The 26,301-nt window shown below is 70.4% G+C and carries 19 protein-coding genes; 8 read left to right on the top strand and 11 right to left on the bottom strand.

Going from position 1 to position 26,301, the window contains the following annotated elements; genetic code table 11:
* Positions 1-6: 6 nt before the first annotated feature.
* Together ACJ8AN_RS36380 and clpP are read right to left on the bottom strand one after the other, a co-directional pair.
* Positions 7-276 carry a hypothetical protein gene (locus ACJ8AN_RS36380; RefSeq protein WP_407760184.1) on the bottom strand — a complete coding sequence of 90 codons (270 nt, stop codon included), beginning with the start codon at positions 274-276 and terminating at the stop codon, positions 7-9.
* Positions 277-507: 231 nt separating this feature from the next.
* Entirely contained in the window at positions 508-1,122 is a 615-nt protein-coding gene (gene clpP / locus ACJ8AN_RS36375) for an ATP-dependent Clp endopeptidase proteolytic subunit ClpP (protein ID WP_407760183.1), read from the bottom strand.
* A gap of 96 nt (positions 1,123-1,218) precedes the next feature.
* Here clpP and ACJ8AN_RS36370 point away from each other — a divergent pair, with 96 nt between their 5' ends.
* Together ACJ8AN_RS36370 and ACJ8AN_RS36365 are read left to right on the top strand one after the other, a co-directional pair.
* A complete protein-coding gene (locus tag ACJ8AN_RS36370) occupies positions 1,219-1,905 on the top strand; it encodes a phospholipase D-like domain-containing protein (RefSeq protein ID WP_407760182.1) in 687 nt (228 codons plus the stop codon).
* Between the two features lie 111 nt (positions 1,906-2,016).
* Positions 2,017-2,760, top strand: coding sequence for a hypothetical protein (locus ACJ8AN_RS36365; RefSeq protein ID WP_407760181.1), 744 nt, complete (start codon positions 2,017-2,019; stop codon positions 2,758-2,760).
* Between the two features lie 109 nt (positions 2,761-2,869).
* Here ACJ8AN_RS36365 and ACJ8AN_RS36360 read toward each other — a convergent pair whose 3' ends face one another.
* The 4 genes from ACJ8AN_RS36360 to ACJ8AN_RS36345 form a co-directional block, all read right to left on the bottom strand.
* Positions 2,870-3,355 (bottom strand): DUF1905 domain-containing protein, encoded by a 486-nt coding sequence (locus ACJ8AN_RS36360; RefSeq protein WP_407760180.1) that lies wholly within the window; start codon positions 3,353-3,355, stop codon positions 2,870-2,872.
* 71 nt (positions 3,356-3,426) lie between these two features.
* Positions 3,427-4,371, bottom strand: coding sequence for an MBL fold metallo-hydrolase (locus ACJ8AN_RS36355; RefSeq protein ID WP_407760179.1), 945 nt, complete (start codon positions 4,369-4,371; stop codon positions 3,427-3,429).
* Between the two features lie 87 nt (positions 4,372-4,458).
* Complete coding sequence (locus ACJ8AN_RS36350) at positions 4,459-5,553, bottom strand: D-TA family PLP-dependent enzyme (protein ID WP_407760178.1); 1,095 nt, start codon at positions 5,551-5,553, stop codon at positions 4,459-4,461.
* Complete coding sequence (locus ACJ8AN_RS36345; RefSeq protein WP_407760177.1) at positions 5,550-6,269, bottom strand: class I SAM-dependent methyltransferase; 720 nt, start codon at positions 6,267-6,269, stop codon at positions 5,550-5,552. Before ACJ8AN_RS36345 ends, ACJ8AN_RS36350 begins: the two co-directional genes overlap by 4 nt.
* 258 nt (positions 6,270-6,527) lie before the next feature.
* On the opposite strand from ACJ8AN_RS36345, the gene eutB reads away from it, so the two are divergent.
* Together eutB and ACJ8AN_RS36335 are read left to right on the top strand one after the other, a co-directional pair.
* The gene (gene eutB, locus ACJ8AN_RS36340; RefSeq protein ID WP_407760176.1) at positions 6,528-8,840 is read left to right on the top strand and encodes an ethanolamine ammonia-lyase subunit EutB; all 2,313 of its coding nucleotides are present in this window, start codon (positions 6,528-6,530) and stop codon (positions 8,838-8,840) included.
* 264 nt (positions 8,841-9,104) lie between these two features.
* Entirely contained in the window at positions 9,105-11,426 is a 2,322-nt protein-coding gene (locus tag ACJ8AN_RS36335; protein ID WP_407760175.1) for a glycoside hydrolase family 88 protein, read from the top strand.
* A gap of 69 nt (positions 11,427-11,495) precedes the next feature.
* Here ACJ8AN_RS36335 and fumC read toward each other — a convergent pair whose 3' ends face one another.
* Entirely contained in the window at positions 11,496-12,893 is a 1,398-nt protein-coding gene (gene fumC / locus ACJ8AN_RS36330) for a class II fumarate hydratase (RefSeq protein ID WP_407760174.1), read from the bottom strand.
* 114 nt (positions 12,894-13,007) lie between these two features.
* Between fumC and ACJ8AN_RS36325 the strand changes: the two genes are divergently transcribed.
* Complete coding sequence (locus ACJ8AN_RS36325) at positions 13,008-13,490, top strand: MOSC domain-containing protein (RefSeq protein ID WP_407760173.1); 483 nt, start codon at positions 13,008-13,010, stop codon at positions 13,488-13,490.
* On the opposite strand, the gene ACJ8AN_RS36320 is transcribed toward ACJ8AN_RS36325, so the two are convergent.
* Positions 13,491-14,057 carry a Uma2 family endonuclease gene (locus ACJ8AN_RS36320; protein WP_407760172.1) on the bottom strand — a complete coding sequence of 189 codons (567 nt, stop codon included), beginning with the start codon at positions 14,055-14,057 and terminating at the stop codon, positions 13,491-13,493.
* Positions 14,058-14,271: 214 nt separating this feature from the next.
* On the bottom strand, positions 14,272-14,634 hold the full coding sequence (locus tag ACJ8AN_RS36315; RefSeq protein WP_407760171.1) for a PspC domain-containing protein: 363 nt from the start codon (positions 14,632-14,634) through the stop codon (positions 14,272-14,274).
* A 252-nt stretch (positions 14,635-14,886) separates the two neighbouring features.
* Here ACJ8AN_RS36315 and aceB point away from each other — a divergent pair, with 252 nt between their 5' ends.
* Both aceB and aceA read left to right on the top strand, forming a co-directional pair.
* Positions 14,887-16,533 (top strand): malate synthase A, encoded by a 1,647-nt coding sequence (aceB, locus tag ACJ8AN_RS36310; RefSeq protein WP_407760170.1) that lies wholly within the window; start codon positions 14,887-14,889, stop codon positions 16,531-16,533.
* Positions 16,534-16,607: 74 nt separating this feature from the next.
* Entirely contained in the window at positions 16,608-17,894 is a 1,287-nt protein-coding gene (gene aceA, locus ACJ8AN_RS36305; protein ID WP_407760169.1) for an isocitrate lyase, read from the top strand.
* A gap of 41 nt (positions 17,895-17,935) precedes the next feature.
* Here aceA and ACJ8AN_RS36300 read toward each other — a convergent pair whose 3' ends face one another.
* Complete coding sequence (locus ACJ8AN_RS36300) at positions 17,936-21,148, bottom strand: AAA family ATPase (protein ID WP_407760168.1); 3,213 nt, start codon at positions 21,146-21,148, stop codon at positions 17,936-17,938.
* Positions 21,145-22,401 (bottom strand): exonuclease SbcCD subunit D, encoded by a 1,257-nt coding sequence (locus tag ACJ8AN_RS36295; RefSeq protein WP_407760167.1) that lies wholly within the window; start codon positions 22,399-22,401, stop codon positions 21,145-21,147. Before ACJ8AN_RS36295 ends, ACJ8AN_RS36300 begins: the two co-directional genes overlap by 4 nt.
* A 195-nt stretch (positions 22,402-22,596) precedes the next feature.
* Between ACJ8AN_RS36295 and ACJ8AN_RS36290 the strand changes: the two genes are divergently transcribed.
* Positions 22,597-26,301 (top strand): chitobiase/beta-hexosaminidase C-terminal domain-containing protein (locus ACJ8AN_RS36290; RefSeq protein ID WP_407760166.1); only part of this gene is annotated, 3,705 nt, incomplete at its 3' end.

Raw genomic sequence — 26,301 nt, 5'->3', positions numbered from 1 at the left:
GACGGCCTACCGCACCCCCCGGCCCGCCGCCTCGCTGCCCACCACGGTGGTGCCCACGACGCGGCCCTGGGTCTGGTCGAAGTCCACGTCCAGCATCTTCCCCGAGCCCTCGGGCGCCAGGCCGAAGCGGATGCGCCAGTAGTTGGGGCGCACCTGCACGGCCTCGGCCACCTCCGTCACCTCGTAGCCCGAGGTGAGGGCATAGTCCTGACTGAGCTTGACGACGTCGGTGTAGCCCAGCTCGTTCTGGACGGTGTGGGAGGACTCCGGGACCATGCGCCCCTCCTGGGTCGGACCGGTGCAGGCGCTGCCGAGGAGGGCGGAGGAGACGATGAGGGCGAGGGCGGAGCGAAGAGGGACCATGACAGCTTGAAAATGAGCACGGTCCGTGCCACGGGGGGCTCCCTCGCGACGCGACGAGAGCCCCAAAGCCCGGCACGCAAGCGTTGCAGCCGTGGGAATCCCGGGCCGCGGCGCTTGCGCGCGAAAGTGGCGAGGTGCGGCGGCTCAGCCCTTGTTGGGCGTGGGGACCGCGGCCGACAGCGTCTGCTTGGTGACCACCTCGTCGATGAGGCCGTACTGGCGGGCCTCCTCGGCGCTCATGAAGTAGTCGCGCTCGGTGTCCTTCTCGATGCGCTCGATGGTGTGGCCGGTGTGCTTCACGATGAGGCCGTTGATGTAGGAGCGCAGCCGGAGGATTTCCTTGGCCTGGATGTCGATGTCCGAGGCCTGGCCCTGGGCGCCACCGAGCGGCTGGTGAATCATGATGCGCGCGTTGGGGAGGGCGTAGCGCTTGCCCGTCGCCCCGGCGAGCAGCAGGAGCGCGCCCATGGAGGCCGCCTGCCCCACGCAGATGGTGGACACGGGGCACTTGACGTACTGCATCGTGTCATAGATGCCCAGGCCCGCCGTCACCGAGCCCCCCGGCGAGTTGATGTAGAGGTTGATGCCCTTGTCGGGGTCCTCGGACTCGAGGAAGAGCAGCTGGGCGATGATGACGTTGGCCACATCATCGGTCACCGGAGTGCCGAGCATGACGATCCGGTCCTTGAGGAGCCGGCTGTAGAGGTCGTAGGCACGCTCGCCCCGGTGGGTGGTCTCGATGACAAAGGGGATGTTCATGGCCCCCCAACACTAATGCGCCCTCCGGCCGGGCGCCCCTCCGTTCTTTCCGATTCGTGCTCCAGGTTACGCTCGGGGCCCTTCCCGGGTGAGCCCATGAACGCCTCCGACATCGACGCCATCCTCGCCGCCACGCTGGAGGACCGGACCCTCAGCCGCACCGAGCGCCAGGCGCTCCAGGCCGTCCTCGACGACCGCAAGGCCGGGGAGGCGGTGCTGGCCCTGTTCCGCTCGCGGGCCTTCGAGCTGGCGCGCGGCTCGGTAACGGACCCCCGGGCCCGGGAGGTCATCTGCTGGCTGGAGGACACGGTGAAGGCGCTGTTGCCCTCGCGGGAGCTGCGGGAGACGAGCCGGGTGGAGGCCTGGTTCAGCCCCGGGGAGGAGCCCCTGCGGGCCATCGTGCGGCTCATCGGCGAGGCCCGGGGCAGCGCGGACGTGTGTGTCTTCACCCTGACGGATGACCGGATTGCGCGGGCCCTGCTGGAGGCCCACGCGCGGGGCGTGCGGCTGCGGGTGGTGTCGGACGGGGACAAGGCGATGGACCCGGGCTCGGACATCCACCGGCTGCGGCGGGAGGGCGTGGCCGTCCGGGTGGACCGGACGGAGGCGCACATGCACCACAAGTTCGCCGTGTTCGACCGGATGCGCCTGCTCACCGGCAGCTACAACTGGACGCGCGCGGCGGCGGACGTGAATCACGAGAACGTGCTCGTGTCGGACGACCCGCGGCTGGTGCTCCCCTTCTGCCGGGCCTTCGACGGCCTCTGGGCGGCCCTGGAGTAGGGCGGAGCCAGCGCGAAGCCGCTCCCCCGCTCGCCCTGCGTCCGGACGGGGAGCCGGAATTGGGCGGAGGAGCCGGGGGCACCCCACCCTGTGCTCCCGGAGGTGGTGCGCATGGGCCTGCTGGAGACGGTCGGACGGGCAGTGGGGACGCTGGGAGGGCCGCCCTTCCGAGCCATCTCGGAGCGGAGGCACGCCCGGTCGCTGCACGCCGAGGGCATCTGCCTGCTGGCCGAAGTCGTGCCGATACAGACGGATCCCCCCTTCACGGCCGTGGCCGAGCGCCTCGCGGGTCCGGCGCTGGTGCGGCTCTCCACGGCAACGTGGCGGGGCGGACGCGAGTGGCCGGACATTCTCGGGGCCTCGGTGCGCTTCCGGCGCGACTCACGGATTACCGCGGAGGCGGCGCCCGGGGACCAGGACGTGCTCTTCGCCACCCTGCGCCACGTGTGGACGCTGGCGCCCGCGTTCCTCTCCACGCACGTGCACGACTGGCTCCAGAACGACTACTACGGCCTGGCGCCCTTCACGGTGCAAGGGATTGGGAGGGCGAAGCTGCGGCTCACCACGCTGCGAGGCATGCCCCAGCGGCACGGCTCGCGGGTGCAACGGTTGAGGGACGCCATCTTCGAGGGCCGCGCCCTGCTCACCTTCGAGATATTGCCGAGGGAGCACGGGCTGCCGCACACCTGGACGCCACTGGCGGACCTCTTCCTGCGGGACGAGGTGCGGTTGGACCCCGAGCGGCTGCGCTTCAATCCCTTCCGGGACGGGCTCGGCATCATCCCCCGCGGTTTCCTGCACGCCACGCGGCTCTCCGTCTACAAGCAGAGCCAGGAGGGCCGCACCGAGCACTGAGCGGTTGGAGAACCCCAGCGGGAGACGGCACCCCCCCCGGCGCGTTTTCCCGCAACTGGTCCGATGGTCGTACCAGTCCGCGAAAAACGCGGCCGGAGGGCTCCCGGGCCTATGTCTTCTTCACGACCCGCTTGCGCGCCGGAGGCTTCTTTCGGGCGGGAGCAGGTGCGGATTGCGCCTCCTTCCGGGTGGCCTTCTTCTTCGTGGCCGCCCTGACGGGCTTCTTCGCGGCCGTGACCGCACGAGTGGCGCTCTTGGCCCGTGGACGCGGCGCCGCACCGCTGGCGAGCCGGCCCCACGCCAGGCCGGGTTTGGATGAGGATTCCTCCTCCCCCGGCTCGCGCGGTTCCATGGCGGCCTCGACGGTGTCGCCCGGTGACAGCTTCGCCGCCCGCTGAAGCTCCTCGTCCAGGAGCATGTAGAACTTCCTCCGTCGGAAGCCGATCTCCCCCTCGAAGGAGCATCCGTTCAGGCGGCCCCGGACGAAGTGGCGGGTCCGTACATCCCACGTCACCGACGGATCGAACGGAATCCGGATGTAGACCAGACCCTTGTGACCGGCCTCTACCGCTGTCGCGAACTTCTCCTGGCGCATTCGCTCTCGACCTCGAAGGCCACGGGCGTAACACCCTGCCCGCCTCCTGTCATGGTCCCCGAGCGACGCACTCAGTGACCGGCCGCGTTCGCGCGCAGCTCCGCCTCGCGCCGGTACACCTCGGGCATGCCCACGCGGAGGAACACCTCGAGGCTCAGCTCCGGGTAGGCCGCCTTCACCTTCTGCACGGCCTCGGCCACCGCCTCGTCCCGCACCGGCAGCGTGGGATTCAGGGCCCGCACCAGCTCGATGACCTTCTCCAGGTAGGCCCGCTGCCGCGTCAGCAACTCCGGACCCGCGGACTCGCCCCGCCCCGGGTGCACCTGGCGGGGATTCATCCGCGCCAGCTCGTCCAGCCGCTGAATCCACTCGTGCTGATGCCCGAGCTCCAGCCACGCGTGCGTGCCGTTGGCCACCATGTCGCCCGTGAACAGGTGCCCCTCCCACTCCACCACCACCTGCGAGTCGCTGCACGCCGGCCCCAGCACGTGCGCCTTCAGCTTCAGCCCCGCCGCCTCCAGCACCGTCGTCTCCGCGCCGAACACCTCCGGCCGGGGCTCCACTTCCGGCCAGTCCGGCGCATACCGGCTCTTGAACCAGCGCGTGCGCAGCTCGAAGACCGAGGGAATCCGCTCGCTCACCTGCCGCGCCGTCACCACCCGGATGCCCCGCTCCTGGAACACCGGCGTCCCGTTGAACTTGTCCGGGTTGGCGTGCAGCACCACCGCCAGCACCACCTTCTTCCCCGTCTCGCGCTCGGCCAGCTCGATGAGCTCGCGCGCCGCCGAGGTCAGGAATTGGGTGTCCATGACGACCACCCCCTCCGGGCCTTCAATCCAGAAGGAGTTCGTCGAGAAGCCCCAGGGCTTCGACGTGTACACGCCCACCCGGGGGTCTTCCTTCAACCGGTGGGCGGAGCCCTCGTAGCGGCGCTCGGAGGAGGCGGAGGGAGCTGTGGTGGCACAGCCGGTCAGGATTGCCAGCAACAGGCTCGTCATCAGTGTGAGGTGTTTCATGGCGGGTATCGTGCCCCAACCCGCCCCGGACGTCTTTCGTGGGTCGGACGAGTTTTTGTTCGAATCCGCCACGGTCCCCGAGGGGCGCTACGCCGGGCCGCGTCCCCGCCCCGTCACATCCCAGCGGCCCACCACCTGGCCTGCGCGCACGGCCCACAGCTCTTCCTGCAGGTTCACCGAAACACAGACATGGTTGGGCACCACCCGCACCCGCTCGCCCACGCGCGGCCTCCACGCCGTGCGCGACAAGTCCAACAGCCCGTGCTCCTCGGACAGCGCGTGCACCACCACCTCCGGCCGCTCCAGCAGCGCGCCATACCCGCCCACCGGCAGTTCCTCCTTGGCCAGCGCCTTCGAGCCCGCGTCGATGACGGCCTGCCCCGGCACCGCCGTGCTCACCACCGTCGCGAGCACCGAGTAGGCCACCTCCTCCCAACCGCACACGCCCATCCACGCGCTCGCCCGGTCGAAGAAGGGCGTAATCCCCGGCCGCACCTCGTTCATCCCCACCACCTCGTGCGAGCGCCACAGCGTCGGCGTCGAGCCCCCGCTCACCACCTCCGGCTTCAACCCCGCCGCCTCCAGCGCCTCCAGGAACGGGGCCAGCCGCCTCGACACCTCCGCGAGCGCCGGGCCCTGCTCGGCCATCGGCATGCGGATGTGCCCCGGGTAGAACATCACGCCCCGGTACTCGAGCCCCTGCGCCCCGGCGGCCTCACGCGCCAGCGCCACGGTCTCCTCCGGCGTCTGCACGCCCACGCGGCGCATCCCCATATCCAGTTCCACCAGCACCCCCACCGTCCGCCCCGCCCCCCGGGCCGCTCCGGCCAGCCCCGCCAGTGCCTCGCGCGAGTCCAGCCCCACCGAGAGCCGCACCTTCCGGGGCAGCGCCATCAGCCGCGCCAGCTTCGAGTCCCCCACGGGCGAGTACGCCAGCAGCACGTCCTCGGCCACCGTGCCCATCACCTCCGCCTCGCGCGGCGTGGCCACCGTGATGCCCGCGGCACCGGCGCGCAATTGCCTCGCCGCCAGCTCCGGCACCTTGTGCGTCTTCGTGTGCGGCCGCCACCGCAACCCGCGCTCGCGCATGTACGCGGCGGCCTTGTGCAGGTTGCTCTCCAGGCGGTCCTCGTCCACGAGCGCCGCCGGGGTCTCGATGCTGTCCAGGTTGGGAAGGTTCATCCGGGTCCGGGACGGTACTCCTGGAGCCACACCGCCTCGAAGCCCCAGGTGAAGAGTCTCCGGTACCGGCCGAGCAGCACGAAGTCCGGACCCTCGATGGGCCGCGTCACCACGACGAAGCGCGTTCCCGGGCGGCAGGTCCGGAAGCGCTCGGTGAGCCGGGCCTTCGTCTCGGGGCTCAGCGCCGTCCAGTTCACGAAGACATGGGTGGCATCCCCGAGCTCCTCCCGCATCGCGTCCCCCACGGCGAGGGTAACGCCCGCGGGCTTCAACTGTCCCGCCACGCTCGCCACGTGGTCCGCCAACAACTCCACCCCGCGCGCCTCCGCGCCCAGCCACCGCGCCGCGAGCAGCACCCGCCCCCGTCCCGCCCCGAGGTCCACCACCCGGCTGCCCCGCCCCACTCCCGCCCTCCGGAAGAGCCCCACCGCGGTGAACAGCGGCGTCTCGCCATAGATGAGCTCGCGCATCCCCTGGCCGCTGGAGCGCAGCACCCGGACGACTTCGAAGGAGCGCCGGAAGCGGTAGGGCGAGTGCATCAGCCCGGCCAGCCAGATGCCCAGGTAGGGCCGCAGCAACCGGGGACGCGCCAGCAGCACGAGCACATCCGCGGTGCGCGTGAGGACGCTCAGGATGAGCGCGTACACCTGCACCACCACGGCCTGGAGCCACGGCAGCTCGAGATCCTCCAGTGAATCTTCCGGGCGCTCCGTCATGCACCCGCGAGGCTCTCCGGAACCCCGCCCGCGCGCAATGCTCACGGGTGATCAAAGTCAGACAGGGCCGCTTTGCCTTCCATGTCAGCGCCCCGTGACACTTCCAGTCATTCCGCGCACCGAGGGGGCGCGCGGAGCTCCGCTCCCACTCGCCGAAGGGGAACACCCATGAAGACGATGCACAAGGTCCGGCCTCGCCGGGGGACAGCACACGGCTTCACTCCACCCTCTCCCCACCCACTCCTTCAACCGGTGAGCATGCGCCGCCGCACGTTCATGCGCTCGGTGATGTTCGGCGCCTCGGCACTGGCGCTGGCGGGCTGCAAGGAGGACACGCCGCCCCAGACGACCCCGCCCCCCGGCGTGTACATCCCCGACGCGCGGCCCACGGACGACCTCTTCCGCTACCTCGAGCGCAAGAAGGGCGGCTTCGATCAGACGCTCTACAAGCAGCTCCTCGGCGCGGCCAACGCGTACAAGGAGGGGGACGAAGCCGTGGGCCTGGCCGCCGCGGATGAGCGCTCGCGAGCCAACGCGCGCCTGCTGCTCGCCAACACCCGCATCGGGGATCTGCGCGCCCACCCCGTCTTCGAGGACGGCATCTACGCGCTCATCGAGCAGAGCGCGGACCCCACCGCCGCGGACACCCTGAAGGGCTGGAGGATGGGCGAGCTCAAGCGCTTCCTGCTCGAGCGGAGTGAGGCCGACATCAAGGCCCTCATGCCTGGGCTGACGAGCGACATCATCGGCTGCCTCGTGAAGCTGATGAGCAATGAGGAGCTCATCGCGGTGGGCAGCAAGATCTTCAACCCGCTGCCCGGCAGCAAGATTGGCTCCAAGGGCTACCTGGGCGCGCGCATCCAGCCCAACTCGCCCACCGACCACCCGGACGACATCCGCTGGCAGGTGTTCAACGGCTGGGCCTACGCCGTGGGCGACGTGGTGCTCGGCACCAACCCCGTCTCCAGCGAGGTGGAGTCGGTGCGCACCGTGGAGAACGCGCTCAAGGATGTGCTGGAGACATTCGGCATCCTGGACGTGATGCCCCACTGCGTGCTGGCCCACATCGACATCCAGGCCCAGGTGGAGGAGCTCGACCCCGGCTCCACGGCGCTCTGGTTCCAGAGCCTCGGCAGCACCGAGGCCGCCAACCAGACGTTCGACGTCACCCTCGCCAAGATGCTGGCGCACGCGGCGAAGCGCACCGGCCGCTACGGCCTCTACTTCGAGACGGGCCAGGGCGCCGACGCCACCAACGGCCACGCCGAGGGCTTCGACATGGTGGTGCACGAGTCGCGCAAGTACGGCTTCGCGCGCGTGCTCGGGCAGCGCGTGGCCCAGGCGCAGCTCGGGGCGGGCAGGGCCGCCGCGCCCTGGGTGCACCTCAACGACGTGGCGGGCTTCATCGGCCCCGAGGTGTTCCGCACCCGCGAGCAGCTCGTGCGCTGCTGCCTCGAGGACATCGTCATGGGCAAGCTGCACGGCATTACCATTGGCCTCGACGTCTGCTCCACGCTGCACATGGAGGTCAATCTGGATGACCTCGACTGGTGCCTGGATCAGATCATGCCGGCCAACCCCGCCTACCTCATGGCGCTGCCCACGAAGAATGATCCGATGCTCAGCTACCTGACCACGGCGTTCCAGGACCACGTCCGCATCCGCGAGAAGTTCGGCTACAAGGTGGATGACGCGCTGTGGGCCTTCTACCAGGAGCTCGGCGTCATCGACGCGCAGGGCCGGCCCACCGAGCACTTCGGCGACCCCACCTGGGTGTACCTCCAGTACCGGCGGCGCAAGGGGGACGCGCGCTCGGACGAGGAGGTGCTCGCCGAGGCCCGGGCGCAGATGGCGCAGGTGCGCGAGCGCGGCGTGTGGCTCGCCGAGGGCCACGGCGTCAACACGTGGGACCTCGAGCCCACGCTGGACCAGGAGATCCGCTACCTCTACGACGACGCGAAGAAGAGCATCTGGGCCGAGCTGCCCACCACCTTCACGAGCGCGCTGCCGGGTGCCGTCACGGTGGCCACCGGCTCCAAGGACCGGGAGGACTACATCCTCCACCCGCCCTCGGGAGAGCAGGTCGCCGAGCCATCGGTGGACACCCTGCGGCTCCTACGCGACGCGCACGCGGGCCAGTACGACGTGCAGCTCGTCCTCTCGGATGGGCTCAACGCGCTGGCGCTCACGGACGAAGGACACCTGGGGCCGTACCTGGAGCGGGTGCGCGCGGAGCTGACGGCGGCGGGCTACGAGGTGGCACCACAGCCCATCGTGGTGACCGCGGGACGCGTGCGCGCCGGCTACCACATCGGCGAGGTGCTGTACGGCTCGCTGCCGGACAAGGACTCGCACCGGGCCATCCTGCACCTCATCGGCGAGCGGCCCGGCTCGGGACACCACGCCTACTCCGTCTACATCACCGCGCCCACGGTGGACACCTGGGCGAAGGCGGGCACGGTGGACCATGACATCACCCGCGTGGTGTCTGGCATTGCCGACACGGCGCTCCCGCCGGCCCAGGCTGCGGTGGACACGGTAACCATCCTCAAGCGGCTCGCTCCGCGCTGAAGCAGCACCCCCGGACGCCTGGAGAGCAGGCGGCCCGGTACGGACAAAACCCCACGGCCCTTGTCACGGAAGGGCCGGACCCCCGAGGCCCTGGCGCTCGCCCCGCAGCGTCGGGGCCTCGACGCAATGGACCCCTTCCCGGGCGGATGCCCTGGCTCTCCGCACCTCCCATCTTCTCCGGGTCGCACGATCCAGGGAGGGGTGTGCATGATGGGCAGACAGAGGGGAAAATCTTTCCCATGGCTCCTGGCGGGGTGCCTGTGTGTGCTCGCGGCGCTGCCGGCGCGGGCCTTCGATGACGCGACGGCGGACCGGGCCCTGCAAGTCGCCCAGCAGAAGCTGCGTGCCACGGCCACCAACCCAGCCATTCCGACGACTCAGTACCCCAAGGCCACGACGGATGACGTCAGCTGGAGGCTCGTCCCCAACACCGCCAACATCGACTGGGTCCAGGGCTTCTTCCCCGGCCAGCTCTGGCTCATGTACGACCAGGGAAGGGACCCCTTCTGGCGCGGCAAGGCGGATGCCTGGACGCGCAGCCTCGAGGTCCAGAAGACCCAGAGCGATATCCGGCAGATCACCCACGATATCGGCTTCAAGTTCATGACCAGCTACGGCCAGGCGTACCGGCTGACGGGGGATGAGTACTACCACCAGGTGATGCTCACGGCCGCGGACACGCTGGCCCGGCGCTACAACTCCACGGTGGGCGTCATCGATTGCTGTGATTGGAATGACCCGGTCTGGCACGTGCCCATGGTGACGGACACGATGATGGACCTGGAGCTGCTCTTCTGGGCGGCGCGCAACGGCGGAGACCCCGCATGGAACAACATGGCGCTGAGCCATGCGCTGAAGACCGCGGCGGACATGGTCCGCGCCGACGGCGGCACCTTCCACGTGGTGGACTACAACACCTCGGGCGGCGTCATCAGCAAGAGCACCTTCCAGGGGTTCTCCAACAGCTCCACGTGGTCCCGGGGCCAGGCGTGGGCCATCTACGGCTTCACCATGGCGTACCGGTACACGCGCGACGCGCGCATGCTGCAGGCCGCCCAGAAGGTCACCGAGTACTGGCTGTCCCATCTGCCCGCGGACTTCGTCCCCAACTGGGACTTCAACGCGCCCTCGCAGCAGAAGGACTCCTCGGCCGCCGCCGCCGTCGCCTCGGCGCTCCTGGAGCTGAGCCAGTACGTCACGGATCCGGCCACGGCCCAGCGCTACCGCAACGCCGCGCTCTCGACGCTCGACAGCCTCAGCTCCACGGCCTACTTGAACCCGGCCACCAGCGGCGGCCCCGGCATCCTCCTGCACGGCACGGCGTTCTACAAAACGCCCATCAAGCCTTCGGGTGAGGACATCGACAAGAGCCTCATCTACGGGGACTACTACTTCGTCGAGGCGCTGAGCCGCTTCAAGCTGTGGAATGTGACCGGCTGGCGCTCGACGCTCGGCTTCCCCGAGAGTGTGCAGAGCCTGGGCACGGGCAACACCGGGGTGCGCATCATCGAGTACGACGTCACCCCGCTGAGCAAGGTCATCGACGGTGTCGTCGGCTACACGGGGAGCTCCGTCAGCGTCACCGCGTACTCCAGCCTGCCCATGGCGGTGCGCATGAACCCGAGCGGCTTCCTCGACGTGCGCCGGGGTGGGGAATACGCCGCGCTCGCGAGCGTGCCCTACGAGGCCAAGGCCACCTACCACGTGCGCATCCGCGCGGACCTGGGCGCCAGGAACTACAGCGTCTGGGTGACGCCCCAGGGCGGGGCCGAGGTGCTCCTGGCGGACCGCTTCGCCTTCCGCTCGGATGCGCCCGCCATCAGCGACATTGGCAAGGTGTCGCTCAAGAGCGGCCACTTCAACGACGAGTTCCGGGTGACGAACCACTCCATCCGGTCCGAGACCCAGACCCCGCAGCAATGGACCTCCACGCTCAATTGGGCCCAGAGCGTGCACGACCTGGGAACGGGCAACACCGGGCTGCGGGAGACCGAGTTCGACGTGACGCCGCTTGCCAAGCCCATCGACGGCGTCATCGGCTACGCGGACACTTCCACCACCGTCACCGGCTACCCCAGCCTGGCCATGGCGGTGCGCATGAACAACTCCGGCTTCTTCGACGTGCGCAATGGGGCGAACTACGCCGCGCTCGTGAGCCAGCCCTACGTGGCCAACACCACCTACCACGTGCGCATGCGCACGGACCTGAACGCCAAGACGTACAGCGTCTGGGTGCGGCCTCCGGGCGGGACCGAGGTGCTCCTGGCGGACCGCTTCGCCTTCCGCTCGGATGCGCCTCCCACCGATGACCTCGGCAAGGTGGCGCTCAAGAGCGGCGTCACCGAGACCGAGTTCAGGGTGACGGGACACCTCGTGCGCATCCCGACGACGCCCGCGCCGAGCCCCGCTCCCTCCGAGCCGATTGAAGCTCCGGCCCCGGACGACAGCTCGCGGTTGACGCCCCAGGGTGACTCGGAGGGCGGGGGTTGCAGCTCGGTGCCGGGCGCCACGTTCGCGGCCACGGGACTGTTGCTGTGGCTGCTGCGGCCGGGCCGCCCTTCCCGCGCTCCCCGGCGCCAGCGGTAGGCGGGTGACGCTCTGCTCCCTCGGGGCCGCGCTTCGGCCCCGGGGAAGTGGGCCCCGGGTGCACCGGAGCTACAGGTTGCCGATCATCTTCTCCGGGCGCACCCACTGGTCGAACTGCTCGGCGGTGAGCAGGCCCAGCTCCACCGCCACCTCCTTGAGCGTCTTGCCCTCCTTGTGCGCCTTCTTGGCAATCCTGGCGGCGTTGTCGTAGCCGATGTGCGGGTTGAGCGCGGTGACGAGCATCAGCGAGCGCTCCAGGTTCTCCTTGAGGCGCACGGGGTTCGGCTCGATGCCCACCGCGCAGTGCAGCCGGAAGCTGCGCATCCCGTCCGCCAGCAGCCGGCAGCTCTGCAGGAAGTTGTGGGCGAGCAGCGGCTTGAAGACGTTCAGCTCGAAGTTGCCGGACGCGCCGCCCAGCGAAATGGCCACGTCGTTGCCCATCACCTGCGCGCACAGCATGGTGAGCGCCTCGGACTGCGTGGGGTTCACCTTGCCCGGCATGATGGAGCTGCCCGGCTCGTTCTCGGGGATGGTGATTTCGCCGATGCCCGAGCGCGGCCCCGACGCCAGCCAGCGCACGTCGTTCGCTATCTTGAAGAGCGAGGCGGCCAGGCCCTTGAGCGCGCCGTGCGCGTGCACCAGCGCATCATTGGCCGCGAGCGCCTCGAACTTGTTGGGCGCGGTGACGAAGGACAGACCGGTGAGGCGGGCGAGCTCCTGGGCCACACGCTCGGCGAAGCCCTTGGGGGCGTTGAGGCCCGTGCCCACCGCGGTGCCCCCGAGCGCCAGCTCGAACAGGTGCGGCAGCGCGGCCTCCAGGTGCCGGCGCGCGTGCTCGAGCTGCGCCACGTAGCCGCTGAACTCCTGGCCCAGCGTGAGCGGCGTGGCGTCCTGCAGGTGCGTGCGCCCAATCTTCACGATGTCCCGGAACTTCTCCGAGCGCTCCGCGAGCACGTCGCGCAGGGCGTGCAGCTCGGGGAGCACGTTGCGCACCACGGACTCGGCGGCGGCCACGCTCATGGCGGTGGGGAAGACGTCGTTGGAGCTCTGCCCCTTGTTGACGTCGTCGTTGGGGTGCACCTTGCGGCCCTCACCGCGCTCGCCGCCGAGCAGCTCCGAGGCCCGGTTGGCCAGCACCTCGTTGACGTTCATGTTCGTCTGGGTGCCGCTGCCCGTCTGCCACACCAGCAGGGGGAACTCCTCGTCGTGCTGGCCGTCGAGCACCTCGTTGGCGGCCTTCACGAGGGCCTCGCCCTTGTCTCGGGGCAGCGAGCCATTCTCCATGTTGACGAGTGCCGCGGCCTTCTTCACGAGCACCAGGGCGCGGATGAGGGCCAGCGGCATGCGCTCGGTGGAGATGGCGAAGTTCTGCCGGCTGCGCTGCGTCTGCGCGCCCCACAGGCGATCGGCCGGGACCTCGATGGGACCGAACGTGTCCTTCTCGATGCGGACGTTCTGGTTGCTCACGGTGGTTGCCTCCTCGGCGGGAGCCGGTGCGATAACACGGGCCCGCTCGCCCCGCGCCCGGGCCCCCCCGCATCCGTCTTGCGGTGGGAGGAGCCCCCGCGCAGGATTCAGGAAGTGGACACTCCCACCGGCACCATCCGCGCATTGCTGCTCGCCCAGGAGCGGGGCACCCCCATGAAGCGTGTCCCGGAGGCCGAGGCCCTCGAGGGCCGGGGCTTCCAGGGGGACCGGCATGGGAAGAAGAAGCCGAACGGCAAGCGGCAGCTCCTGCTGCTGGACGAGGCCTCTCATGCCGCGCTGCGGCTCGGGGCGGGCGAGCTGAAGGAGAACGTGGTCATCGCCGGGCTGCCGCTGGAGTCCCTGCCGGCGGGGCAGCGCCTGGCGTTGGGCGTCGAGGTGGTGGTGGAGCTGACCGAGCCCTGCGTGCCCTGCTCGAAGCTCGAGCGCCTCCGCCCGGGCCTGCTCAAGGAGTCGTGGGGCCAGCGGGGGCAGCTGGCGAAGGTGCTGCGCGGAGGCACGGTGCGAGAGGGAGACGGCGTGCGCCTGCTCGACGTCAACCCGGACGCGCCCCGCCCCATCCGCCCCAAGCTGCCCTGATCAACGCCTCCAGAGGCGGCCCAGCTTCAGGCCCAGGGCCTCGAAGGGCTCGGCCTGCACCGTCACCTCGCCCACGTGCGTGCCCAGCAGCACCCAGCGGCCGTTCTCCAGCCGGTACGTATCCAACGATTGCAGCGCGGGGTCCACGAGCCACAGGTGCTTCACGCCCTCGCGCGCGTAGGAGCCCATCTTCCGGCCCTTGTCGATCGCCGCCGTCGAAGGTGACAGCACCTCGCAGACCCAGTCCGGAGCGAGCTCGATTCCCACGGGCTCGGGCAGCTCGAGCATCCGTTCCCGGCGCCACCCGGCCAGGTCCGGCACCAGCACCTCGTCTCCCAGGTGCAGTTCGGGCTCGAAGAGAAGCACCCAGCCTCCGGGCCCCTCCTCTCCCGGATCGCGGTCGAACGGATCCAGCACGATCAATAGCCGACCGGCTGCCCGCATGTGCCTGGGCCGCAGCTGCGGACTCGCGTACAGCTCGCCCCCGAGAATCTCACCCACCAAGTTGGGTGGGAGCGTCTCCAGCTGCGCATAGAGGGCATCGCGCCGGGCCCGCTCGTCGCTCATGCCCTCAGAATGCAGTCCCAGCTCGACAGCCGCAAGCCGCCCCGCCCACTCCCCACCGGTTTCCTGAGTCATGCGCCCAGAGTATACCTGACCTCTGACGTCATGTCGCCCCACGGGCAGGGAGGCGCGTTGACAAACCCGGGCACCCACCCCGGGAACACATCGCGCCCCCACCCCGCCCGGCTTTTACGAACTCACGGAGGGCAGGCGGCCCTCAGACGCGGCGCTCGTAGCGGGGCTCCTCCACGGGCGTGCCCGCCACCTTCCCCACCCACCCCATCACCCGCTGCACCGGCGCCCGGCTCCCCGCCGCCGCCGGCGTGAGCAGCCACAGCAGCAGGTAGACGCCCAGCGCCGTGCCGCCCGTCACCACCAGGGCCACCACGAATGCCAGACGCACCAGCGCCACGTCCACGCCCAGCGAGCGCGCCAGCATCGTGCACACCCCGCCCAGCACCCGTCCCGGGCCCCCCCGGTTCATCGGCTCCCCCGGCTGCCGCTCGCGGCAGTGCGGGCACTTCGTGGCATCCGCCCGGATGTCCATCTTGCACGCCGCGCACTGCTTCATCTCGTCCATGGCTCCGCTCCTCGTGGAGGCGCGCCGAACCCGCCGGCCTCATTCCTCCCTACGCGCCAGGTCCCGCCCCATTGCATCGCCCGCTCGCCGAGCGTTTTTCACGTCGGTCAATTTACAAGTTTAATCCCGACCGTGTTGACATCCTTACAAAGCTATCGACTTCTGAACGCGAGCACTTCACACTGCCTCTGACAGGACACAGATTGGAGCCCGTTGGGGGCTTTTACAACGCACCCCGTCAAGGAGCTTTGAATGGACGCGGCCGTCCCCTCCTCCTCGTCTCCGCAACGTACCGAAGGGCATGGGACCCTGGGCCAGGGCATCACCCTGCGCGGCGCCTGGCTGCCCGAGTACGCGACGGTGCTCACCCCCGCGGCGCTCGAGTTCGTGGCGAAGCTGGCCCGGACCTTCGGCGCCCGCCGCGAGTCGCTCCTGGAGCGGCGCAAGGCCGTGCAGGCCGCCTACGACAAGGGCGAGCGTCCCCACTTCCTCCCCGACACGCGCGACATCCGGGAATCGGAGTGGACCGTCTCCCCGCTGCCCAACGACTTGCTCGACCGGCGGGTGGAGATCACCGGCCCGGTGGAGCGCAAGATGATCATCAACGCGCTCAACTCGGGGGCGAGCGTCTTCATGGCGGACTTCGAGGACGCCAACAGCCCGACCTGGGACAACGTGGTGCGCGGGCAGCTCAACCTGCGCGACGCGGTGCGCGGCACCATCAGCTACACGGCCGACAACGGCAAGCACTACGCGCTCCACGAGAAGACGGCGGTGCTCTTCGCCCGCCCGCGCGGCTGGCACCTGCTGGAGCGCCACCTGGAGGTGGACGGCAAGCCGGTGTCCGCGTCCCTCTTCGACTTCGGCCTCTACTTCTTCCACAACGCCAAGGCGCTGCTGGAGAAGGGCAGCGGGCCGTACTTCTACCTGCCGAAGATGGAGAGCCACCTGGAGGCCCGGCTGTGGAACGACGTGTTCCACCTGGCCCAGAGCGAGCTGGGCATCGCGCGCGGCTCCATCAAGGCCACCGTCCTCATCGAGACGCTGCCGGCCGCCTTCGAGATGGACGAAATCCTCTACGAGCTGCGCGAGCACTCGGCGGGGCTCAACTGCGGCCGCTGGGACTACATCTTCAGCTTCATCAAGAAGCTGCAGGCGGACCCCCAGTTCGTCCTGCCCGACCGCGGGCAGGTGACGATGGACAAGGCCTTCCTGCACAACTACTCGCTGCGCCTCATCCAGGTGTGCCACCGCCGCAACGTGCACGCCATGGGCGGCATGGCGGCCTTCATCCCCATCAAGAGCGACCCGGCCGCCAACGAGACGGCGCTCGCCAAGGTGCGCGCGGACAAGGAGCGCGAGGTGCGCGACGGCCATGACGGCACCTGGGTGGCCCACCCGGGCCTCGTGCCGGTGGCCCGCGCCCTCTTCGACAAGCACATGCCCGGGCCGAACCAGCTGTCCAACAAGCGCCCGGACGTGCGCATCTCGGAAGCGGACCTCATCGCCATGCCCCAGGGCACGCGCAGCGAGGAGGGCCTGCGCCACAACATCCGCGTGGGCGTGCAGTACATGGCCGCCTGGCTCGGGGGCCTGGGCTGCGTGCCGCTCTACAACCTCATGGAGGACGCGGCCACCGCGGAAATCTCCCGCGCCCAGGTGTGGCAGTGGCTCCACCACCGCGTGCCGCTCACCGACGGCAAGCCCGTCACCGCGGAGCGCTTCCGCCAGGTGCTCGCCGAGGAGATGAAGCACATGGAAGCCGAGGGCGCCGCCGAGCGCTACGGCGCCGAGCGCCTGAAGGAGGCGCGGGAGCTCTTCGAGAAGCTCTCCACCGCGCCGCGCTTCGAGGACTTCCTCACCCTGCCCGCTTACGAGGCCCTGATGTCCCACGGCTGAGAGGCCGTCCTACCGGAACCGCAGTCCCGTTTCGCTTCACACGTACCTACCTTCTGACTTCGAGGAGCCCAGACATGTACGACGCCGTGACGACGACGAATGACGCCTCTCCCCACGCCAAGCTCCACGCCCAGCGCTTCGAGGGCATCAAGCGCAACTACTCGGAGGCGGACGTGGAGAAGCTGCGCGGCTCCATCCGCATCAGCTACACGCTGGCCGAGATGGGCTCCAAGCGGCTGTGGGAGCTGCTGAACACGAAGGGCTACGTGCACGCGCTCGGCGCCCTCACCGGCAACCAGGCGGTGCAGATGGTGCGAGCGGGCCTCGAGGCCATCTACCTCTCGGGCTGGCAGGTGGCGGCCGACGCCAACACCGCCGGGCAGATGTACCCGGACCAGAGCCTCTATCCGGTGGACAGCGTCCCCAACGTGGTGCGCCGCATCAACGCCTCCCTGCGCCGCGCGGACCAGATTGACTGCGCCGAGGGCAAGCGCGAGCGCTACTGGTTCGCCCCCATCATGGCGGACGCGGAGGCGGGCTTCGGCGGGCCGCTCAACGCCTACGAGCTGATGAAGTCCATGATTGAAGCGGGCGCCGCCGGCGTGCACTTCGAGGACCAGCTCGCCAGCGAGAAGAAGTGCGGCCACATGGGCGGCAAGGTGCTGGTGCCCACCAACAACTTCATCCGCACGCTGACGGCGGCGCGCCTCGCGGCGGACGTGATGGGCGTGCCCACCATCCTCGTGGCCCGCACGGACGCCGACAGCGCCAAGCTGCTGATGAGCGACGCGGACGAGTACGACCACGCCTTCATCGACCGCAAGGCGGGCCGCTCGGCCGAGGGCTTCTACCGCCTCAGGGGCGGCGTGGAGTGCGCCATCGCCCGCGGCCTGGCCTACGCGCCGTTCGCGGACCTCATCTGGTGCGAGACGAGCACCCCGGACCTCGCCCAGGCCAGGAAGTTCGCCGAGGGCATCCGCGCGAAGTTCCCCAACAAGCTGCTGGCCTACAACTGCTCGCCGTCCTTCAACTGGAAGAAGAACCTGGACGACAAGACCATCGCGAAGTTCCAGCGCGAGCTGGGCGCCATGGGCTACAAGTTCCAGTTCGTCACCCTGGCCGGCTTCCACGCGCTCAACTACTCGATGTACGAGCTGGCGCGGAACTACAAGGACCGCGGCATGGCGGCCTACTCCGAGCTGCAGCAGAAGGAGTTCGGCTCGGAGAAGGACGGCTACACCGCCACGCGCCACCAGCGCGAGGTGGGCACCGGCTACTTCGACAAGGTGGCCGAGGTCATCTCCGGCGGCTGCTCCAGCACGCTCGCCCTCAACGACTCCACCGAGGCGCACCAGTTCTGATTCCGGCTCCAGGGGGGCAACCCGGGTAAGGCCCGGTACCCTCACCGGTGACGCATCGACGCGGCCACGGCTCCCTTCTCGGGGGTCGTGGCCTCTGTCTTTGCCTGCACCCCGGACGCCAGCTCCACCACCCGCGCGCCCTCGGCCTCGAAGAGCTCGCGCAGCCACGGGTGGCAGGTGAAGGCGATGACCTGGTGGCGCTCGGAGAGCTCGGCCAGCAGCCGCAACGTGCCGCGCGTGCGCTCCAGGTCGAAGTTCACCAGGATGTCGTCCACGATGAGCGGCAGCGCCCCGCGCGTCTCCCCGAAGTCCTGGATGACCGCCAGACGGAACGCCAGGTAGAGCTGCTCCCGCGTGCCTCGTGAGAGCTGCTCGGCGCTCCAGTCCCCGCGCCCATCGCTCACCCGCAGCTCCCGCTTGCCTCCCGCGGGGATGAACGCGCGCCGGTACCGGCCCTGGGTGAGCGTCGCGAAGTGCTCCGAGGCCAGTTGGATGACCCGGGGCTGCTGCTCCTCCTCGAAGCGTCTGCGCGCCCGCGCCAGCAACGTCAGCGCCAGCTTGTCCGTGGCGTAGCGTGTGGCCAGCTCCGCGGCCTGGGCCCGCAGCCGCTCCTCTTGAATCCGCAGCTCCGCCACCCGCTCGTCGCCCTCCCACTGCGCGAGCAGACTCCGGGCCTCACCGTACTCGGTGTGCAGGGCCTCGAGGCGCTTCGCACAGGCGGGCGCCTGCATCCGCAGCTGCCCCAGCTTCTCCTTCAGCCGCTCCTCGCCGCCCGCCGCCTGGATGGCCTCGCGCGCCGCCGCCACCTCCTGGCCCGTGGCCGCTTCGATGCGCCCCGTCAGCTCCCTCACGCGGCGGGTGAGCACCTCGAAGCGCTCCGCCTGACGGGCCCGGTGACGGAAGGACTCCTCGGAGTCACTCCCGCCCTGGGCCAGCAGCGCCGCCACCGCCTGCTCCTCGGACTCGCGGAGGCGCACGAGCCGGGCCCGCTCCGCCGCCCATCCGTCCGCTCGCGCCCGCAGGGCCCGTGCTTCCGCTTCCCGCTCCTTCAGCGACTCCAACGCCGAGGCCACGCCGGTCGCCACCGACTCCGCCGTCCCCTCCGGGAGCCCCGCGGCCCGGGCCTCCTCGAGCAACCGGACGCTGACCGCTTCACAGGCGGCCTCGTCCGCGGCCAGGGCCTGCTCCTCCGCCCTCAAAGCCACCAATCGTTGCCGCTGCTCGGCCGCGTCGCGCCACAGCGCCAGCGCCCGCTGTGGAGAGAGCTCCACCGGAAAGCCCCGCGCCTCCAGCAACGTGGCCAGCTCGGCCCGGAGCGTCCGCGCCTGAAGCTCGGCCCGCCGTCCCGCCAGCTCCGCGGCCTGCGTCTCGCGCACCACGCCGTCCCGCTCCGCCTCGCGGGCTTCACGGTCTCGCTCGAGGTGCTCCACGCGCTCGGCCTGCCGCAACGCCTCCGCCAGCGCCGCGTCCGCCCCGGCGAGCGAGGCCACCGTCGCCTGCGCCGCCACCCCCGCCTCACTCGCGGCCGCCGCCAGCTCGCGCTCCAGCCCCACCAGCCGCCCCGTCAGGGTGTCCAGCGTCGACTGCAGCCGGGCCACCTCCTGCGCTCGCTGCCGCTGGCGCGCCGCGTGGGCCTCCACCGCCTGCTGGTGGCTCCGCAACGAGCGCACATAGCCGAGCGCCAACGTCACGACGAGCAGCAGCGCCCCCAGCAGGGCCATGGCCGTCGCCATTCCTCCCGCGTGGAGCCACTGCGCGCCCACCCACACCACCGCCACGCCCACCGCGAGCAGCACCGTCCAGGGCGCGGGGGCCGCTCCGGGCTCGGACTCACTCCGCGCTCGCAGGGCCTGGAGCCGCTGCTGGAATTCCGTGCGCTGCGCCGACACCTGGTCCCGCTCCACGCGCAGGAGCCTCGCGCGGCCCAGCGCCGCCTGCCGCTGGCGAAGCTCCGCCGCGGACACGTCCGGCAGCTTCGCGCGCTCCTCCTCGAGCCGGGCCAGGGACGCCTCGAGCCGCTCCCGCTCCACCCGTGCCCTCCCGAGCGCCACCTCCGCCTCGCGCCGCTCGGCCTCCGCCCTCGACAGCCGGTCCGCCAGCGACTCCAGGGTGCCTCGCGCCGCGGGGCCCAGCTCCAGCGCCAGCAGGCCCGCCGCGTCCACCTCCAGCCCCAACCCACCGAGCGCCTGCTCCACCTCCCAGCGCCTCGCCTCGAGCGCCGCGCGCCGGCCCGGCAGTGCCCGCAGGAGCTCCGCCCTCACCGTGAAGGCGCCCAGTGCCGAGCGCAGCCGCTCCTCGCGCTCGCGCACCGCCGAGGCCTCCGACAGCCGGGCCAGCTCCGCCCCGGCCCCGGACAACAGCTCCTCGACGCGGGCCTGCTGGGCGTGCGCTTCCGTCCTCCGGTGGAGCAGTTCCTCCAGCCGGTCCTCTCCGCCCACGGGGAAGGCCGACAGCTCCGGCAGTGTGGCCAGCTCGCCTCGCACCCGCGCCAGCTCTCCCAGGTCTCCGAGCGCCGACTCCAACCGCGACAGCCGCTCCAGCTCGCGGGCGATGTTCTCCTGGAGGGCCCGCGCCTCCTCCTGCTCGCGCCCGAGGGACGCCAGCCGCTCGCGCTCCTGGAGGTACTTCTCCGGTCGGTCCTTCAGCGCGTCGAGCTGCGCCCGTACCTCCTCCAGCTGGAGGAGCACCTGGTTGAGCACGGGTCTCTGCGCGCCCTTCTTGAAGAGCTCCCCGGTCCGCTTCTCCAGGTGCTTCTCCACCTCCGGCAACCGGCGCGCGCCTCGCAGCCCGGCGGCGAACAGCGCCCGGGAGACACCGTCCTCCTCGGCCAGGTTCTCGAAGCTGGACAGCTCGTCCAGGCTGAAGGCGAACACCTCGCAGAACAGCTCCCGGGACACATGCGCGAGCGCCTCGTCCAGCCGCGAGGGGAGCAGCTCATGTCCCTCGGGGCTCAGCACCGTCAGCGGCGCCCGGCCGCGCCGGTCCGCCACGCGCCGCACCACCAGCGGGCCCGCGTCCGAGCGCACCCACAGCTCGCCCCCGAAGGTGCCCGACGCGGGCTCGTACCGCGCCTCCGAGCGGCCCCGCTTCTCGAGGCCGAAGAGCATGGTGCGGATGAACGCGAGCAGCGTGCTCTTGCCCGCCTCGTTCGGCCCGTACAGCAGGTTGAGCCCCGGCCCCAGCTCCAGCGAATGCTCGGAGAAGTGGCCGAAGCCGAGGACGCGCAGCACGTCGATGCGAAAGCCCCCGCTCACGTCCCCTCCTCCTCGTGCAGCTGCTCCACGCCCCGCACCGCCGCCTGCTCCACCCACTCGGGCCGGGGCGTCTCCAGGGCGTCCACGCCCAGCCTCTGCAAGCGCTGACTCAACGCGCGCAGCTCCGCGTCCTCCGCCCACAGCGCGGCCAGGGCCTCGGGGTCCTTCACCACCGCCTCGGCCTCGGCCAGCAGCGTCCCGGAGAAACCTCCCGACAGGCGCACCGTCTCGAGCTCCAACTCGGGCCGGCTCGCGTCGCGCAGGGACTCCACCAGCACGGGCGGGTGACGCCGGGCGAGTTGCTCGCGCAACTCCGCTTCCAACTGCCCGAGCGCCTCCGGACGGGCCAGCTCGCGGTGCAGCGGCCCCCGGCCCGTGAGCGTGAGGCGCACGGCGTGGCCCTCCAGCTCGTCCGAGCAGCTCGCGTCCACCTGCTCCGTCACCGCGGCCACGAGCGCATCCAGCGACGAGAGCCCCGACAGCGGCACCTCCAGCCGGTGCCAGCGCACCCGGTCCACCGGCACGAAGCGGCGCCGCGTCCCGCCGTCCTCGACCTCGACGAGCACGCAGCCGCGCTCGCCCGGCTCGTTCACGTGCCGCCCCTGCGGATTGCCCGGGTACACCGCCACCGCGCCACTGGCGAGCCCGTACTCGGCCCGGGTGTGCACGTGGCCCAGTGCCCAGTAGTCCAGCCCGCGCGCGCTCAAATCCTCCACCGAGCAGGGCGCGTAGTTGGCGTGGCCCTCCGCTCCGCCGAGGTTCGCGTGCAGCAGGCCCACCGTGAAGTCCGGCGCCGTCCGGCGGAAGCGCGCCGACAGGTTCTCGCGCACCTCCACCTCGGGATAGGAGATGCCCTGCACGCGGCACAGGAGCTTCCCCTCGCGGCGGACCTCCACCTCCTCCCAGTCGGGGCCGAACACCTTCACCGAGCCGGGCAACCCGAGCGCGCCCGTGTCCCCGCTCAGCGGATCATGATTCCCGTGGACGATGAAGGCGGGGATGCCGGCCACGTGCAGCCGCTCCAGCTCTCGCCGCAGCGCCAGGCGCGCGCGCACCGAGCGGTCCTTCGCGTCGAAGAGGTCCCCCGCCAGCAGCAGGAAGGCCACGTGCTCGCGCAAGCACAGGTCCACGATGCGCGAGAAGGCCCGGAAGGTGGCCTGCTGGAAGGTGCCCAGCAGTCCGGAATCGACGGGCACGCCCCGGAAGGGCGTATCCAGGTGCAGGTCGGCGGCGTGGACGAACTTGAAGCGCATCTCGGGTCCGCACAGTAGCCCCCGGGGAAGCGGGCCACGAATCCCCGGCGGCCCCCCCTCCCCCGAGGCGACACCACCCCGTAAACCCGGAGGTCTCCGGAAGTCCATCACCCACCGAGAGAGGGGAACTTGCGGCGAAGTGTCGGCCAGTGAAAGGCTGCGCCCGCCGTAAATATGCATTCTGGGGGTATCGATTTGTTCTCCACGTCTTCCTGGTCGAGCCGGCTCGTCCTGGTGCTGCTCGCGCTCCCGCTCGCGAGCGCCTGCAAACCCGATCCCACGCCTCCTCCCTCCGGGAACCCGGACACGACGCCGCCGTCGACGCGGGCCAATCCCGTGGGTGGCAACTTCACCGCGAGCCTCACGGTGACGCTGACGTGCGAGGACGGCACGGGCAGCGGGTGCGCGGCCACGTTCTTCACCACCGACGGCACCGCGCCCTCGGCGAGCTCGACGCGCTACACGAGCCCGGTGGCCGTCGCCAGGAACACCACCCTGAAGTTCTTCTCGGTGGACGCGGCGGGCAACGTGGAGACGGCCCAGACGCAGAGCTACGTGGTGGACACGGTGCCACCCCTCACCGTCGCCTCTCCTGAAGGAGGAATCATCAACTCCGCGCGCACCGTGGCGCTGCTGTGCACGGACACGGATGGCCTGGGCACCGGGTGCGCCGCCACGTACTACACCACCGACGGCACCGCGCCCACGACGGGCTCGCCCCGCTACACCGCGCCCCTGCTCGTGTCCGCCAGCACCACGCTGCGCTTCTTCTCGGTGGACGGGGTGGGCAACACGGAGGGGGCGAAGATGGCGCAGTACACGCTCGACGCCACGGCGCCCACCGTGGTGGCCTCTCCCGCCGCGGGCAACTACAACACGCCCCAGACGGTGACGCTCTCGTGCGATGACGGCCTGGGCACCGGCTGCGGCCCCATCCGCTACACCACCAATGGCACGCTGCCCTCGAGCAACTCTCCGGCGTACTCGGCCCCCCTGCTGGTGAGCGCCAACACCACGCTGCGCTTCTTCGCCACGGACGGCGCGGGCAACACCTCGCCGATCGTGAGCGCGGTGTACGTCATCGACGAGACCGGCCCCACCACCACGGCCACCCCGCCGGGCGGCATCTCCAACACGCCCGTCTCGGTGGTGCTCGCGTGCGATGACGGCACGGGCACCGGCTGCGCGGGCACGTACTACACCACCGACGGCTCGCCCCCCACCACGGGCTCGGCCCGCTACACCACGGCCCTCTCCATCACCTCCAGCACCACGCTGAAGTTCTTCTCCGTGGACACGCTGGGCAACCCGGGGCCGACGGGCACCGCGCAGTACACGCTCGACTTCACCGCACCCATCACCACCGCCAACCCACCCGGCGGCACCTACTCGGGTGAGCGGACCGTGGTGCTGGAGTGCAAGGACGGCACGGGCGCCGGCTGCGCCGCCACGTACTACACCCTGGACGGCACCACCCCCACCCACGGCTCGTCGCGCTACACCACGGCCCTCTCCATCACCGCCAACACCACGCTGCGCTTCTTCTCCGTGGACAAGGCCAACAACACCGAGTCCGTCCGCACCGAGGAGTACGACCTGGACTCCGTGGCGCCTGGCACCCGGGCCACTCCGGCGGGAGGCATCTACAAGAGCAACCAGAGCGTGGTGCTCAGCTGCGATGACGGCGTGGGCAGCGGCTGCGTCGAGACGCATTACACCGTCGACGGCTCCATGCCGACGATGGCCTCCGCGAAGTACACCAGCGCCCTCGTCCTCACCGGCAACACCCCGCTGAGGTTCTTCTCCGTGGACCTGGCCGGCAATCAGGAGGCCGTGCAGACGGAGACGTACACCATCGACACGGTGGCCCCCAGCACCACGGCCACCCCCGCGGCGGGCACGTACGGGAGCACCGTGAGCGTGACGCTGGCCTGCGACGACGGTGCCTCGGGCAGCGGCTGCGCCGAGACGCACTACACCGTGGACGGCTCCGCGCCCGCCCTCAGCTCGCCGCTCTACTCCGGCGCCCTGTCCCTCACGGCCACCACCACGCTGCGCTACTTCTCCACGGACAAGGCCGGCAACAAGGAGCCCACCCGCGTGGCGCTCTACACGCTCGACCAGGTGGCGCCGACGGTCTCCGCCTCGCCCAGGGGCGGCCTCTTCAACAAGGCCCAGAGCATCACCCTCACCTGCTCGGACACCGGTGGCAGCTCGTGTGCCGCCATCCACTACACCACCGACGGCACCGTGCCGACGACGGCCTCGGCCACCTACAGCGCGCCCCTCACCGTCTCCGCCACCACCCCGCTCAAGTTCCTCGCGACGGACAAGGTGGGCAACGCGAGCGACGTGCAGACCGAGCTCTATCGCCTCGACGACGTGGCGCCCACGACGACGGCCACGCCTCCGGGCGGCCCCTACGCGGACTCGCAGTCCGTCACGCTGCTGTGCACCGACGGCGCGGGCAGCGGCTGCGCGGCCACGTACTACACGCTCGATGGCAGCACGCCCACGTCCTCCTCGAGCACGTACTCCGCGCCCTTCACCCTCACCGCCACCACCTCGCTCAAGTTCTTCTCCGTGGACGCGGCCGGCAATGCCGAGCCGGTGAAGACCGTCACCTACGTCATCGACCGGGACAAGCCCACCGTGGCCGCGGCTCCGCCGGGTGGCACCTACCGCACCGCGCAGAGCGTCACCCTCACCTGCTCGGACACCGGCGGCAGCACGTGTGCCTCCATCCACTACACGCTCGATGGCAGCACGCCCACCCTCTCCTCGCTCACCTACAGCGCGCCCCTCACCATCGCCACCAGCACCACCCTCAAGTTCCTCGCGGCGGACAAGGTGGGCAACGTGAGCGGCGTCTCGACCGAGAGCTACGTCCTCGACACGGTGGCCCCGGTGACGACGGCCGTCCGCGCCGGTGGCGCCTACGGGAGCGCCCAGTCCGTCACGCTGCTCTGCGCCGATGGCTCGGGAAGCGGCTGCTCGGCCACGTACTACACCCTCGACGGCTCCCTCCCGACGACGGGCTCTCCGCGGTACACCGCTCCCTTCTCCATCACCGCCAATGCCACGCTGCGGTTCTTCTCCGTGGACACGGCCGGCAACGCCGAGTCCCCCAGGACCGAGACGTACCTCATCGACACGGAGAGCCCCACGGTGTCCGCGGACCCCGCGAGCGGCACGTACAACAGCGCGCAGAGCGTCACCCTGAGCTGCACGGACAACACCGGCGGCAGCGGGTGCGCCGCCATCCACTACACCACCGACGGCTCCTCTCCGACGATGGACTCGCCCCTGTACACCGAGCCCATTGCCGTCTCCACCAGCACGGCCCTCGCCTTCTTCGCGGTGGACACGGTGGGCAACGTGAGCGCCACCCAGTACGCGTGGTACTTCCTGGACATGGTGGCGCCGTACACCGGGGTCTACCCGCCCGGTGGCACGTACAACGGGACCGTGTACGTCTACCTGTATTGCTCGGATGACACCGGCAGCGGTTGCGCGGCCATCCACTACACCACCGACGGCTCCACGCCCACCACGAGCTCGCCCGTCACCAGCGGCTACATCTCCCTGACCGCCACCACCACGCTCAAGTTCTTCTCCGTGGACGTGGCCGGCAACGCCGAGCCGGTGCACACCGAGGCGTACGTCATCATTCCCGACACGACGCCCCCCTTTACCTACGCCTCGCCAGCGGGCGGCACGTACTCCTCGGGGCAGTACGTCTACCTCTACTGCGCCGACAACACCTGGTGCGCCAACACGTACTACACGCTCGATGGCAGCGAGCCGACCACGGCCTCCACGCCCTACTACGGCAGCTACCTCTACATTTCCAGCGACACCACGCTGAAGTTCTTCTCCGTGGATGGGTCCGGCAACGCC

It is taken from the genome of Archangium sp., from assembly GCF_045802675.1.
Taxonomy (GTDB): domain Bacteria; phylum Myxococcota; class Myxococcia; order Myxococcales; family Myxococcaceae; genus Archangium.
Note: the sequence above shows the minus strand (reverse complement) of the source record. Positions and strands in the feature narration are given on the sequence as shown.

What these genes read in the sequence shown, in the direction of transcription:
- ACJ8AN_RS36380 (WP_407760184.1), bottom strand. Translation starts at nt 276, where the DNA reads ATGGTCCCGGAGTCCTCCCACACCGTCCAGAACGAGCTGGGCTACACC.
- clpP (WP_407760183.1), bottom strand. Translation starts at nt 1,122, where the DNA reads ATGAACATCCCCTTTGTCATCGAGACCACCCACCGGGGCGAGCGTGCC.
- ACJ8AN_RS36370 (WP_407760182.1), top strand. Translation starts at nt 1,219, where the DNA reads ATGAACGCCTCCGACATCGACGCCATCCTCGCCGCCACGCTGGAGGAC.
- ACJ8AN_RS36365 (WP_407760181.1), top strand. Translation starts at nt 2,017, where the DNA reads ATGGGCCTGCTGGAGACGGTCGGACGGGCAGTGGGGACGCTGGGAGGG.
- ACJ8AN_RS36360 (WP_407760180.1), bottom strand. Translation starts at nt 3,355, where the DNA reads ATGCGCCAGGAGAAGTTCGCGACAGCGGTAGAGGCCGGTCACAAGGGT.
- ACJ8AN_RS36355 (WP_407760179.1), bottom strand. Translation starts at nt 4,371, where the DNA reads ATGAAACACCTCACACTGATGACGAGCCTGTTGCTGGCAATCCTGACC.
- ACJ8AN_RS36350 (WP_407760178.1), bottom strand. Translation starts at nt 5,553, where the DNA reads ATGAACCTTCCCAACCTGGACAGCATCGAGACCCCGGCGGCGCTCGTG.
- ACJ8AN_RS36345 (WP_407760177.1), bottom strand. Translation starts at nt 6,269, where the DNA reads ATGACGGAGCGCCCGGAAGATTCACTGGAGGATCTCGAGCTGCCGTGG.
- eutB (WP_407760176.1), top strand. Translation starts at nt 6,528, where the DNA reads ATGCGCCGCCGCACGTTCATGCGCTCGGTGATGTTCGGCGCCTCGGCA.
- ACJ8AN_RS36320 (WP_407760172.1), bottom strand. Translation starts at nt 14,057, where the DNA reads ATGAGCGACGAGCGGGCCCGGCGCGATGCCCTCTATGCGCAGCTGGAG.
- ACJ8AN_RS36315 (WP_407760171.1), bottom strand. Translation starts at nt 14,634, where the DNA reads ATGGACGAGATGAAGCAGTGCGCGGCGTGCAAGATGGACATCCGGGCG.
- aceB (WP_407760170.1), top strand. Translation starts at nt 14,887, where the DNA reads ATGGACGCGGCCGTCCCCTCCTCCTCGTCTCCGCAACGTACCGAAGGG.
- aceA (WP_407760169.1), top strand. Translation starts at nt 16,608, where the DNA reads ATGTACGACGCCGTGACGACGACGAATGACGCCTCTCCCCACGCCAAG.
- ACJ8AN_RS36295 (WP_407760167.1), bottom strand. Translation starts at nt 22,401, where the DNA reads ATGCGCTTCAAGTTCGTCCACGCCGCCGACCTGCACCTGGATACGCCC.